A 12785-nucleotide genomic window follows, 5' to 3' on the forward strand; every position below is an offset into this window, starting at 1 on the left:
TTATATGAAAAATAGAAAATATAAGATGGCGGAGCCTATCCAGATTGGCCGCCTAACGGTAAAAAACAGAATTGTATTACCGCCAATGAACACAAATCTTACTTCTGAAGAGGGTTATGTGACCCCGTATATGGAAGAATATTATATTCGCAGAGCAAAGGGCGGCGTTGGCCTCATAGTGCTTGAAGCAGCTACCGTTGATAAAAACTCCAGGAATCACCCTGTGCAGGCGGTTCTTTATGACAGGAAGCATGTAGCATCCTGGGCGTCCATGGTGGAAAAACTGCACCGCTATGGTGCCAAGGTTTCTGTAGAACTGGTGCATTATGGCAGTGAGGCCTCCATACCTCCAAGGGAATCTCCCTCTGGTATTTCAAAATTTAAAGAGGATCCTGGTGCAATTCTTACAATTTCCAGAATTAAGGAGATTCAAAAGCAGTTCGCATACAGTGCAAAATTGGCAAAACAGGCGGGGATGGATTGTGTGACCTTACATGCCTGCCACGGGTATCTGCTTGCAGAGTTCCTTTCACCGGTGTTTAACCATAGGGAGGATGCATACGGCGGCTCCTTTGAAAATCGATGCAGATTCCTTATGGAAACTATTGATCTGGTTCGTGCCGAGGTAGGTCCGGTCTTTCCGATTATTGTCCGTTATAGCGCAAATGAGTTTATAAACGGCGGACGTGACATGGAGGAATGCGTAAAACTCGCAAAAGCATTAGAGCTTCACGGAGTGGATGCCATAGATATTTCTGCTGGCCAGCCCTCCGCATATCTTATGACAACACCTCCAAACTGCCTGGAACAGGGGAAAAAGCTTTTAGTTCCCTATTCCGCAGCCATTAAAAAGGCGGTAAAAGTACCGGTATTTACAGCAGTTGGTATTCGTGAGCCGGAGGATATAGAAGAAATCCTTGAAAATGAATGGGCAGATCTGATTTGTCTTGGGCGCCCCATGCTTGCAGATCCGGATTATGTGAATAAGGCTCTTAGTGGAAAAGAAAATACAATCCGGCATTGCCTTTCCTGCGAATTCTGTCTGGATAACTTGGATGATGACCGCCGGATCTGCTGCGCAGTTAATCCGGAGACAGGGCGGGAAGCAGAGTTTTGTACCAGCAATAAAATAGAAAAGGCATCAGACAAAAAGCGAGTGGTTGTAATAGGAGGAGGACCGGCGGGAATGGAAGCCGCACGTGTCAGCAGGCTTCGGGGCCACGAGGTTATTCTGCTGGATAAATGTGAAGAACTTGGCGGAACTCTGAATGCGGCAAAGGTGCCTCCTCATAAAGAAATGATAGGACGTCTTGTGGACTGGTATCGTGACCAGCTGAATACACTCGGTGTTGACGTCCGGCTGAATACAGAGGTGACGGAAGAGAGTCTGGATGAATGGAATCCTGATGCAGTATTTTTAGCTGCCGGCGCTCATTATGTACAGCGGATAAAAGGAAGTGACGGGCCGAATGTGATTAATGCTTTTCAGGCTTTGACAAATCCTGCTCAGGTGGGAAGGCGCATTGTAATCGTGGGCGGCGGTGCTTCTGGTGCAGAAACTGCAGATTATTTTTCCGGTGGTTCTGTGGAACTGAGTGTAAGGGGAGCAGAGAAGCTTGGGGGAGAATTGATTTATGATTTTCAGAAAGTTTGTGAGCCCAGTGAAAAGGAAATTACAATCGTAGAAATGCTGCCGGAGATATGTTCTGATATGGATGTATTCTGCAAGGGCGTTGTACTTGCCACACTGAAGGAAAACGGCGTGAGTATGAATCCTGGATGCAGAGTAGAGGAAATCACCGAGGAGGGTGTGCGTGTATATCATCTGGCAGAGCAAAAAGAAAAATTTTTCCCGGCAGATACCGTGATCCTTGCAGGTGGACTTCGTTCTAATTATGAGAATGGTTTTGCAGATAAGCCCTATTCTGTATACCGTGTGGGTGATGCTGTCCGGGCAGGAAAAATAAAGGATGCATTATATACGGCATATGTGCAGGCACTGGAAGTTTAGGAAATATTTTAGCAACATAGCCATAAAAATGAGCAAAAATATTATAGTATTATGTTATAGGCAAAGCTAAAATGATAACTATAGAATAAAACGAATGAACAACAAAACGGACAGATCAAAAGTAATACATAGAAGACAAAAACAAAGGAGGTTTCTTATGGCTAAGAAAATGAAGGCGCTGATGGCCGGGGGACAGTGGAAGCCCCGTCCCGGATATACGCCCACAGAAAGAGAATCACAGGATCAGAGAGCACTGCTTGGCTCTAACATTTTTTATAATCCAACTCTTGAAATGACAGAGCTTCCGGTGCCGGAACCGGCAGATGATCAGGTTCTTCTGAAGGTTGGGGGAGCTGCTGTATGCGGATCTGATACAAATTTTCTGGGAGCAGATGAGGATAATTACAGTCATTATGCCGGACACTGCAAATTGCCCTGCGTAATCGGACACGAATTTTCCGGAGAGATCGCAGCGGTCGGGAAAAACGTAAAAACCTTAAAGCCGGGGGATCTTGTTGTGGCAGAGACTATGGACTGGTGCGGAGAGTGTACCGCTTGCCGGAGAGGCCTGTTTAACCAGTGCGAGAACCTGGAGGAGATCGGATTTTCTGAGAATGGAGCATATGCAGAGTATCTGGTAGCAAAGGAAAAGCTTTGTTTTAAGGTGGATGGTCTGGTAGATGTATATGGAAGTAAGGAAAGGGCGTTAGAGGTTGCCGCCATGATCGAGCCAATGGCAGTTGCATATAACGGGGTATTTACCCGGGGCGGCGGCATTGAGCCGGGCGGACATGTGGCAGTGTTTGGATGCGGGCCTATCGGTTTGTCTGCAATATCTCTGCTGAAGACTGCAGGAGCTGCACAGATTATTGCATTTGATCCCAATAAAACCCGTCAGGGACTTGCCAGGGAAGTAGGAGCTACGGTTACACTGGATCCTTTTGAAATTTGGAAGAGTGGAAAAAAGGTATCCGATGTGGTTATGGAGATTACCAAGGGTGTTGGGGCTGCTATGGTGGTGGAGGCAACACACGAGCCATACGAAAATATCCCGGAGGCAGTAGATATGCTTATGGCCGGCGGAACCATTGCCCAAATCGGCATTACACCCAATGAAGTTTCTCTTCACCCTGTTTATATGCAGAAAAAGGGCGCGAATTACCATTTTGCTATTGGAAGCTCCGGACATGGAACCTGGCCAAATGTGATCCGGCTTATCGAAGCCGGCAGAGTTGACCCAAGCAAATACTTAACAAAATGTTATCATTTGGATGAGGCAATTGAGGCAATCCGGGCGGCGTCAAAGGCGGATGGCGGAAAGTTTGTCGTAACACCTAACTGGTAATATATCTAAACTAAGGCTTCAGTGGTAAGGAAAAAGATTAAGAGAAAAAATTGAAAGGGATTTTAAAGAGGAAAAATTATGAAAGAGATAAGATTTGGATTGATTGGAAAGAAAATGATGGGACGTGCACACAGTCTTGCGCTGAGAAATATGAATTCATTTTATACAGATTTGAACATTAAGCCTGTTCTGAAAACTGTCTGCGGATCCAGTCCGGATGGGTTACAGGAAATGGCAGATCAGTTCGGGTGGGAGAAGGTTGAAACAGACTGGCATAAGGTCTGTGCGGATCCGGAAATTGATGCAGTGATCATTGCAGTTCCCGGATTCCTTCACAGAGATATCTGTGTTGAGGCTGCAAAGCATGGAAAGCACGTATTTACGGAGAAACCCATCGCCCGCAGCTACCATGAGGCTCTGGAGATGAAGGCTGCCATTGAGGAAAACAATGTGCTGGGGATGGTGAACTTTAATTACCGAATGGTGCCTGCAGTGCAGCTGGCGAAAAAGATCATTCAGAGCGGTGACCTTGGAGAAATCGTAAGCTACAAGGGCTTTTATCAGAATGACTGGGGTCTCTGGGGTATGCCTATGTGCTGGAAATACAGTGCAGAGATGGACGGCGAGGGACCGCAGCAGAACGGTATCCATATTCTGGATATGTCTCACTTCCTTCTTGGGGAGATTACGGACGTAGTGAGCACATGCAGAACAATGATTCCAGAGCGTCCAAATTCCAGGGGAGAGATGGTGCCGGTGACCAATGATGACGATTCCATATGGCTGGCAAAATTTGAGAACGGGATTATAGGTGTATTTGAGGCGACCCGTGCGCATGCAGGCCATCGCAATCAGCAGTGGTTTGAGGTTAATGGTACGAAGGGAGCTGTCCGCTTTGAACTGGAAAGATTGAATGAACTTCAGGTATTCTCTGATAAGGATGGCGAGTTATCTGGCTGGAGAACGATTCTTGTGACAGAAAAGGAGCATCCCTATGTGAAGTATTGGTGGCCGGCAGGACATCTCCTTGGCTGGGAGCATACCGGGGAGAATCAGTGGTATGAATTCCTGAAAGCAGTAGAGGGGAATTATCAGCCGTCTCCAAGCTTCGAGGAAGGTGCTTATGCGCAGCGTGTATTAGAGGCAATTGTTACCTCCCAAAAAGAAAATCGGTGGGTTTCTGTTGAGGAAATTCAATAAAAAGCGATATAATTTTAAAACTGACAGGCGATTGTGGAGATATCCGTCAATCGCCTGTCAGTTTTTGTGGGTTATGCTTCAACAGCAGTTTTTAGAATTTCCAAATCTTTTTTTGCAGTCTCAATAAAATCTGTACATCCATGGCATAGAGGCTGGCGGTCATAGAAGTTTTCCAGATGGAGCCAGCCCTGATAATCGATTTCCTTTAAAACATCCATAGTGCCGTAAAAGTCTGTATCCCCCTGACCCAAAAGTGCACTGCTGTCCTGATGACCCATCCCATCCTTTACATGGATCTCGGGATAAAGGATATTATGATCCGCTAACTGCCGGAGCATAGTTGGACAATGCCAGCCTTCCCATACCCTATAGTTCTGGGAATCGTAGAGGCAGGAAAAATTAGGCTGATCTACAAGCTCAAACAGCTTCAGATTACGCCCAATGGGAAGAAGGTTTTCAGTGGTTATAGTGATTCCATACCTGGCTGCCTGTCTGCAGGCGTAGATCAGTGCTTCCGCCGTATGCTCCATATCCTCTTCTGTGGAGATATAGCTGTCATTAAAGCTTGGGAGCATAATCATCTGCATTTTCATATCCTGGGCAACGTCAACGGCTAAATCAATAATATCCCGTACTTTCCTGCCCTTTGGTGAGTTGAATTTATGGCGCATGCCGTAAACATCCGTTTCACATACAGCGATAGAGGGATAGGTGATTCCGTATTTCTCCCCCTCTTCCATGTAATAGTCGCGGAATCTTTTCTGTTCAAGAAGGAAGGCACGTCCCTCTATACTTCTCAAACTCAATTCAAGGCCTTCCAATCCGATCGCGTGGGCGATTCGGACATTATCTACGAGAAGCCCGGGAAGGGCAAAATCCAGAGCACCATATTTAACCTTCATAATTACCTCCTTTTTTATTAAATAGAACTTCAACAATATTACAATATATAGTTCTGATTATATGGTATTTTATTTAAATTACAATAGATAAAATCTGCAAATATATAACAATATTGATTTCAAATTAAACAATGATAGCTATCAATATTTTCTGTACAGGAATGCCGCCGCCTGCTTTTGTGTGTCTGGCTGTTTCAAATTAACGAGACTGAAGAATTTTCTGGTTTGTCAATATAGTTATGAAATAGGGAATATTGTTATATTGTTGCAGCAGATACCGTAAAACAAATAAAAAATTAGATTATAAGGCTTTTTAGGACGGGCAGGAATAGAGATTTCAAACCAATAATAGCAATATTGTTATTTAATTGCATTTTATAATTATAGAACGGAGGAGGCAATCAGGGTATGATAGAGTCATAAAAAGAAACAAAGGGATACTAAAAATAAAGTATAAATATATTTACGAGAGGAGCGTTTGATATGGCTGAAAAGGATTTAGATTTTAAATTCCTGCGGAAGAAAACAGAGGAGCTTCGTTATAACCTTGTTGCCATGATGGATTATGCGGGCTCGGGTCATCCGGGGGGCTCCCTGTCTTCGGTTGAAATTCTGTCGGTTCTTTATTATGGAGGGGTTCTAAAAAAGTTAGATCCCAAAAATCCTCAGGATCCTGAAAGAGACCGTTTTGTAATGTCAAAGGGACACGCAAGCCCAACACAGTATGTAATTCTGGCGGATCTGGGCTACTATCCAAAGGAGACCCTCAGGGTATTTGACAAAAATAACAGTATGCTGCCGAAGCACTGTAACCGTAAGCTGACACCTGGGGTAGATGCTTCCACGGGGGCACTTGGACAGGGGATGTCAATGGCAGTGGGTATGGCTATGGCAGGGAAAATGGATGATGCGTCTTATGATGTATATTGTGTGCTTGGCGATGGAGAGTGTCAGTCCGGTGAAATCTGGGAGGCTGCCATGTCGGCGGCAAAATACAAGTTGGATAATCTTAAGGTGATAGTGGATAACAATGGGCTGCAGATTGACGGATTTAGTGATGACATTATGCCGTTGGGTGATCAAAAGGCAAAATGGGAGGCCTTTGGATGGAATGCAGTAGTCTGCAGCGGTCATAGCCTGGAGGAACTTGCCCATGCATTTGAAGAGGCTGGGCAGGTAAAGGATAAGCCTTCTGTGATTATTGCTGCTACCGTTAAGGGCAAGGGAGTATCCTTTATGGAGAACGAGGCAGACTGGCACAGCCGTAAGATGACAAAAGAGGAAGGCGCTCAGGCGTTGGAAGAGATTGCGGCAGCCTATCGGCTCTATGGGTTTGACAACATTGAGGATTCAATTTTGTTTCTTAATGAGGAAGAACTGGCACAACTTACTGGAAAGGAGAGTGTTTGATTATGGCAGAGGCAAAAGAACGTTCTCTTATCAGCAAAGAAATATTTGGAAAGCTGATCGTTGAACTGGGACATCAATATCCCAATATTGTAGTTGGGGATACAGACTTGATGCGATGCTTTGGCACAAAGGCATTTTCAAAGGAATTTCCAAAGCGGCATATCAATTTCGGCATTGCGGAACAGAACTGTATGGCGGCATCAGCAGGTATGGCTTTATGCGGTAAAAATGTGTTTTCCAGTTCATTTGCCAACTTTGCAACGAAGCGCGCCTGTGATCAGGTAAGCATCGCAGTCTGCTACAACAAAGCAAACGTGAAGGTATGCGGGTTATATGCAGGCCTTACCGCAGAGAAAAATGGCGGTACACACATTGGTGTAGAGGATGTAGCCATTATGAGGAGTTTTCCCGGAATGGCAGTGGTAGAGGCCGCAGATACATATGAGTTGGAGGCAATTACCAGATATGTGGCAGAATATGAGGGCCCTGTTTATTTCAGACAGCCGAAAATGTATCTGCACCATGTATATGATGATGTTCCGGAATTTGAACTTGGAAAGGCAAGGGTTATTAAGGAAGGAACAGACGCAGTATTAATCGCCTGTGGAATTACAGTGGCTATTGCAATGGATGCGGCTGCACTTTTGGAGGAAAAAGGAATTTGCGCGGCAGTGATCAATATGCCTTCCATCAAGCCAATAGATGAAGAAACTGTAAAAGCATATGCATCCCATAGCAAAGCTGTAGTCACCGTAGAGAATCACAGTGTAATCGGGGGATTAGGATCTGCAGTGGCAGAGGTTATGGCAGGCAATGGCATTAATACTAAATTAGAAAGAATTGGTCTGCGGGACTGCTTCGGCATGACAGCAACGTTGGCATATCAACTTGAGGCAAACGGGCTGACCAGGGAGGCTGTGGCAAATAAGGTGGAAAAAGCCTTAAATAATATAAACAAAAATAAGTAATGGAGGATGAAAAATGAAATCTTTAGACGCTTTTATGTATGGGCCGAAAGACCTGAGACTGGAAACCGTTGAGGTTCCGGAACTGAAGCCTACCCAAATCCTTGTAAAAGTTCGCGCTTCAGGTATCTGCGGAAGTGATGTGCACTGTTATCTTGGAGAATCCGCAGAGGGGCGCTATGACCTTGGGCCTTATACACCGGGCCATGAATGGTGCGGAGATGTTATCGCCATTGGGTCAGATGTAATCTCTCTGAAAGTGGGTGACCGTGTAACCGGTGAGTGTGCAAATTCATGTAATCGCTGTGATATCTGTAAAGAAGGAATCAACAACTCCTACTGCACCAACTGGAATGAGGTTGGATTTATGCCCACAGCGCCCGGCGGTATGGGACAATATCTGGTAGGAGAAGAGCAGTTCTGCTACAAGGTACCGAACACCATGAGTTATGTAGAGGGAGCACTTGTGGAGCCATGTTCCGTTGCCTACTACAGTATCTATGGACGTGACGGCTTTGTGGCGAGAACAGATGACTGCGTAATCTTTGGAGCAGGTCCTATCGGACTCTTTGCAGCTACTATCTGCAAGGCAGCAGGAGCAAAGGTCATGATTGTCGACCCGGTAGAATTCCGGCGGAATCTTGCCCTCGAAGTAATTGGCGTGGATCGTGCCATTGATCCATTCAATGAAGATGTGGAAAAAGTGGTTATGGAGGAGACGGAAGGACAGGGAGCTTCCTTCATTGTAGAGTGTACGGGAACAGATGCCTGCGTAGGAATGACAGTTGATATTGCAAAGCCTCATGCACGCATCCGCTTTATTGGACATTCTATCGGCCGCCGTATTCCTATCGAGATCGGCAAAGCGATCTGGAAGGGGCTGAACCTTCAGGGAAGCGCAGGCCAGCCGTGGTTCTTTACAAAGACGATCAAGTTTATGAATCGTGTGAAGAAAGATATTGATTACAGTAAATTTGTTACCGGATATTATCCCCTGGAGAAGATTCAGGAGGCCTTTGATGAGGCCATTGAGCACAAGGACAGAGCAATTAAGATCATGATTACCATGGATGATGAGGCGGCAGAGGCCTAAACATGAATTGCCAGAAAATTAAAAAACAGGAGGAATATAAAAATGGCAGATAAATGGATTTATACAGAAAACCCGGCAGTATTTTTTGAGGATACCGTTGTAGGAAAAATGAAAAAGGAGCTTTGGGACGCATCCACAGAAGAGATTGACAAGATCCTTGAGGAGTATGAGCTGCCAAGCCCGTCAGAATTCGGCAAGGCTGGCTGCTACATTCAGAACACTTCCCGCAACAAAATGATCGAGAAGAGACGCAAAAATGATATTGTACTTGTTCCATGCGGCTGTACAGAGAACCATGGAATTCATAACCCAAGCGGTCTTGATACCTTTATGGTATCCCAGATCTGTGAAGGTGTGCGCCGCTACACGGCAAAGAAGGGATATGAAGTATCTCTTGCCTTCCCGCCGCTGAACTATGGCGGACATCCCTATCATCACGGCGGAATGCCCGGAACCTGCATCATTCCGGAGGAAACAGTACGCGAGCTTCTGGTTTACACCATTGCCGGTCTTTGGGATGACGGTTTCCGCAAAATCATCCTTGTAAATAATCATGGACAGAGATGGATCATGGAATCTGCTGTACAGGAATTCTACCGCCGCTTCCAGGTACCTGCATTTGTAACTATTGTAGAGTGGCACAGAGCAGTCCGTGAATTCTTCTATCCGGTAGAGGAGCATGAAAATGCAATGACAACTCATTTTGTACATGCCGATGAAGCAGAGACTGCAGTGGCAAACCTTCTGTTCCCGGATATGGTAGATATGAGCGTTTGTGTAGATGCACAGTCAAAACCGCTGTTTATGCAGGGATTCTATGACAACTCTGTGGACGGACTGCATCGTCCCCATGCATGGTCTGAGGGCGTTGGACATACAACCATAGAAAGACTGGGAACTCCTGAAGGAGTTGTGGGTTATCCTTCCAGGGGAACAGCAGAAAAGGCAAAGAGACCTGTTGCAGCAATCTGCCGCTATCTGACGCTTATGGTGGATGAAATTCTGAAGGCATATCCGGCAGGAAAGGTTCCGCCGGCAAGTGCAATTACCTTCCGCACAGATGAAGAGGTTGCACCATATCTGAAGGAGCCATTAAGTGAGGGCTGGAAATCTCTGCATGAGATTCCCCGTATTGGTATTTTCTAAATATAAAAAATATTACCATATAGCTCCACCCGCGCCATTTATTGGGCGGGTGGAAAAATAAAATCAAAAAGTGTGAAAAGAAGGTATGAAAAATGGCAATGCAGACAGAGGAACAAATAAAACAAGATATTGAATATATTACAGGACTGGTGAAGCGTGCACATGCTGCGCAGAAAGTTGCAGAGGGCTTCACACAAGAATATGTGGATAAGCTTACCCGTGAGATTGGCTGGGCACTGGTGCAGCCGGAGACTGTCACAAAGATCGCAGAGTTTTGTCTGGAGGAGACCCGTATGGGTACTCTGGAAGCAAAGCAGAATAAGTTATTCGTCAAGGTACGAGGTGTCTTAAATGATATCAACCCGCTGAAATCCGTTGGAATCATTGAAGAAAATAAGGAGCTTGGCATTCGCAGACTTGGCAAACCGGTAGGTGTGATAGGATCTCTGATCCCCACGACTCAGCCGGAGCTCTGCCCTGCAACACAGGCGATGCTTGCCGTAAAGGCAAGAGATGCGGTGGTATTCTCCCCCCACCCCAGAAGCCAGAAGACTACGCTTATGGTAACAGATATTATCCGGAGTGTCCTTAAGAAAAACGGTGCGCCGGAGGATTTGGCAATTTGTATTGAAAACCCCACGATGACTAAGAGCAAAGAGCTGATGAACCAGGTGGATCTTGTAATCGCAACAGGGGGCGCCGGAATGGTGAAATCGGCATATTCGTCAGGCACTCCTGCCTATGGTGTAGGGGTAGGCAATGCAGTGGTTGTCATTGATGAGACAGCAGATCTGAAACAGGCTGCAAAAAATGTACATACAAGTAAAGTATTTGATTATGCTTCCGGGTGCTCCTGCGATAACTCTATCGTCGTTCAGGACAGCATCTATGATGAGTTTATGGAATGTCTGAAGGCAGAGGGCGCTGTCCTGACGAAAAAGGAAGATTACCCCAGGATGCGCAAGGCTCTGTGGCCGGAGTGGCCTGATAATCATCAGCTGAACCGTGATATCGTGACTCAGCCTGCAAAGCGTATTGCAGAGATTGCCGGTATCGAAGGGGTTAGTGATGATACAACAATGATTCTGGTAGAAGAGGATGGCTATGGCTTTGAACATCCGTTCTCAGGAGAGAAGCTATGTGTAGTTCTTACTGTGTTTAGATACGGCGAATTCCAGGAAGCAATTGATATTGTCAATGGAATTCATGATTATATGGGTGCAGGTCATTCCTGCGGCATCCAGACCACAAATGACGAGCATGCAATGCAGCTTGCATTAAATACACATACCACCCGTGTTATGATTAATCAGGCACAGAGCGGCGCAAACGGCGGTTCCTGGACGAATGGTATGCCGTTTACCGGCTCACTGGGCTGCGGTACCTGGGGCGGAAACATTGTTTCCGAGAATATCACGCTGAAGCATTTTCTGAATAATACCTGGGTAGCTACTGCCATTCCATCCCGTCAGCCAAGTGACGAGGAAATCTTTGGAGATGCAATGAAGAACTGATGTATACGCAGAAGCGGAAATAAGTATTTAGGATAAGGAGCTTGCTATGCATAGTGATTTAAGTGAAATACGCTGTACTATCCTCCGGGGCGGTACCAGCAAGGGAATTTACATATTGGAGAATGAACTTCCGAAAGAAGAAACACTTCGGAAAAAGGTGATCCAGGCTATCTTTGGAAGCCCGGATCCCAGGCAGATCGACGGGCTTGGCGGGGCTGATACGCTGACAAGCAAGCTGGCCATTGTGGGACCCTCCGCGCGGGAGGACGCAGATGTGGATTATACGTTCGCCCAGGTGGGTATCGATAAGGACATTGTGGATTACGGAGGAAACTGCGGAAACATTTCTTCCGGTGTCGGGCCCTTTGCCATTGACGCAGGCTTAGTAAAGGCAGTAGAACCTGTGACCACTGTCCGTATCTATCAGACCAATACAGACAGGATACTCAAGGCGGAGGTTCCGGTCAGGGACGGCAAGGCACTTACAAGGGGAGATTTTCATATCGACGGCGTTCCTGGAACTGGGGCGAAAATTACTATGGATTTCTCTACCACTGCCGGTTCCGCCACAGGAAAGCTCATTCCTACAGGCAATGTAGTGGATATGATCACAGTGGGAGAAAAGTCCTACCCGGTTTCGATTATTGATGCCGGAAATCCGCTGGTATTTATAGCGGCAGAAAGCCTTGGGCTTCAGGGAAATGAATCCGCAGCAGCCATTGACGGGGATGAGGCATTACTTAAGCGGATAGAGGACATCAGAAGCCGGGCGGCAGTGATGATCGGAATGGGAAGTACGCCTGAGGAGGTCACGGCCAACAGTCCTTATGCCCCATTTTTTGCAATTGTAAGCGATCCGCAGGCGTATACCACACCTACTGGCGAAGCCATAGAAGCTGAACAGGCAGACTTGGTATCCCGGCTTTTATTCATGCAGAAGATGCACAAAACATATCCGGGAACGGGAGCTGTCTGTACAGCAGCAGCTATCCGGGTTCCGGGCAGTATACCCTATCAGAAGCTCCGCCGCAGCGCAGATAAACAGACAGTGGTACATATCGGACATCCGGCTGGGATTATGGATGTGGAAAGTATTTGTCATTTAGAAGAAGAAAAGGTTGTTGTAGATAAATTGGCTTTTTATCGTACAGCCAGAAAAATCATGGAAGGCTATGTTTATATTCCTAAGTTATAGATGA

The 12785-nt window shown here is 46.1% G+C and carries 10 protein-coding genes; 9 read left to right on the plus strand and 1 reads right to left on the minus strand.

Annotated features, from left to right (window positions below):
- Positions 1–4: 4 nt before the first annotated feature.
- The 3 genes from ACGHCT_RS00690 to ACGHCT_RS00700 all read left to right on the plus strand — a co-directional run bounded on the left by ACGHCT_RS00690 (position 5) and on the right by ACGHCT_RS00700 (position 4556).
- On the plus strand, positions 5–2011 hold the full coding sequence (locus ACGHCT_RS00690) for an FAD-dependent oxidoreductase (RefSeq protein ID WP_390437594.1): 2007 nt from the start codon (positions 5–7) through the stop codon (positions 2009–2011).
- Between the two features lie 157 nt (positions 2012–2168).
- Entirely contained in the window at positions 2169–3356 is a 1188-nt protein-coding gene (gene iolM / locus ACGHCT_RS00695) for a scyllo-inosose 3-dehydrogenase (protein ID WP_390437595.1), read from the plus strand.
- Between the two features lie 78 nt (positions 3357–3434).
- Positions 3435–4556 carry a Gfo/Idh/MocA family protein gene (locus tag ACGHCT_RS00700; protein ID WP_390437596.1) on the plus strand — a complete coding sequence of 374 codons (1122 nt, stop codon included), beginning with the start codon at positions 3435–3437 and terminating at the stop codon, positions 4554–4556.
- A gap of 71 nt (positions 4557–4627) precedes the next feature.
- Here the strand turns inward: ACGHCT_RS00700 and ACGHCT_RS00705 are convergent, their stop codons facing one another.
- Positions 4628–5458, minus strand: a complete 831-nt coding sequence (locus tag ACGHCT_RS00705; protein ID WP_390437597.1) for a sugar phosphate isomerase/epimerase family protein — start codon at positions 5456–5458, stop codon at positions 4628–4630.
- Positions 5459–5941: 483 nt separating this feature from the next.
- Here ACGHCT_RS00705 and ACGHCT_RS00710 point away from each other — a divergent pair, with 483 nt between their 5' ends.
- The 6 genes from ACGHCT_RS00710 (at position 5942) to ACGHCT_RS00735 (ending at position 12781) form a co-directional block, all read left to right on the plus strand.
- A complete protein-coding gene (locus tag ACGHCT_RS00710; RefSeq protein ID WP_390437598.1) occupies positions 5942–6868 on the plus strand; it encodes a transketolase in 927 nt (308 codons plus the stop codon).
- Between the two features lie 2 nt (positions 6869–6870).
- Entirely contained in the window at positions 6871–7836 is a 966-nt protein-coding gene (locus ACGHCT_RS00715) for a transketolase family protein (protein ID WP_390437599.1), read from the plus strand.
- A gap of 13 nt (positions 7837–7849) precedes the next feature.
- Positions 7850–8926, plus strand: coding sequence for a zinc-binding dehydrogenase (locus ACGHCT_RS00720; protein ID WP_390437601.1), 1077 nt, complete (start codon positions 7850–7852; stop codon positions 8924–8926).
- 42 nt (positions 8927–8968) lie between these two features.
- Positions 8969–10072, plus strand: a complete 1104-nt coding sequence (iolN, locus tag ACGHCT_RS00725; protein ID WP_390437602.1) for a 3-dehydro-scyllo-inosose hydrolase — start codon at positions 8969–8971, stop codon at positions 10070–10072.
- Between the two features lie 92 nt (positions 10073–10164).
- Complete coding sequence (locus ACGHCT_RS00730) at positions 10165–11586, plus strand: aldehyde dehydrogenase family protein (protein ID WP_390437603.1); 1422 nt, start codon at positions 10165–10167, stop codon at positions 11584–11586.
- 46 nt (positions 11587–11632) lie between these two features.
- Entirely contained in the window at positions 11633–12781 is a 1149-nt protein-coding gene (locus ACGHCT_RS00735) for a 2-methylaconitate cis-trans isomerase PrpF family protein (RefSeq protein WP_390437605.1), read from the plus strand.
- The last annotated feature ends 4 nt before the right edge of the window (positions 12782–12785 follow it).

This window comes from Lactonifactor longoviformis (assembly GCF_042848515.1).
GTDB classification, from domain to species: domain Bacteria; phylum Bacillota; class Clostridia; order Lachnospirales; family Lachnospiraceae; genus Lactonifactor; species Lactonifactor longoviformis.

Excerpts from the sequence above, each read along its gene's own strand:
- ACGHCT_RS00720 (WP_390437601.1), top strand. The coding sequence starts at position 7,850 with ATGAAATCTTTAGACGCTTTTATGTATGGGCCGAAAGACCTGAGACTG.
- ACGHCT_RS00690 (WP_390437594.1), top strand. The coding sequence starts at position 5 with ATGAAAAATAGAAAATATAAGATGGCGGAGCCTATCCAGATTGGCCGC.
- ACGHCT_RS00735 (WP_390437605.1), top strand. The coding sequence starts at position 11,633 with ATGCATAGTGATTTAAGTGAAATACGCTGTACTATCCTCCGGGGCGGT.
- ACGHCT_RS00730 (WP_390437603.1), top strand. The coding sequence starts at position 10,165 with ATGGCAATGCAGACAGAGGAACAAATAAAACAAGATATTGAATATATT.
- ACGHCT_RS00700 (WP_390437596.1), top strand. The coding sequence starts at position 3,435 with ATGAAAGAGATAAGATTTGGATTGATTGGAAAGAAAATGATGGGACGT.
- ACGHCT_RS00705 (WP_390437597.1), bottom strand. The coding sequence starts at position 5,458 with ATGAAGGTTAAATATGGTGCTCTGGATTTTGCCCTTCCCGGGCTTCTC.
- ACGHCT_RS00715 (WP_390437599.1), top strand. The coding sequence starts at position 6,871 with ATGGCAGAGGCAAAAGAACGTTCTCTTATCAGCAAAGAAATATTTGGA.
- iolN (WP_390437602.1), top strand. The coding sequence starts at position 8,969 with ATGGCAGATAAATGGATTTATACAGAAAACCCGGCAGTATTTTTTGAG.
- ACGHCT_RS00710 (WP_390437598.1), top strand. The coding sequence starts at position 5,942 with ATGGCTGAAAAGGATTTAGATTTTAAATTCCTGCGGAAGAAAACAGAG.
- iolM (WP_390437595.1), top strand. The coding sequence starts at position 2,169 with ATGGCTAAGAAAATGAAGGCGCTGATGGCCGGGGGACAGTGGAAGCCC.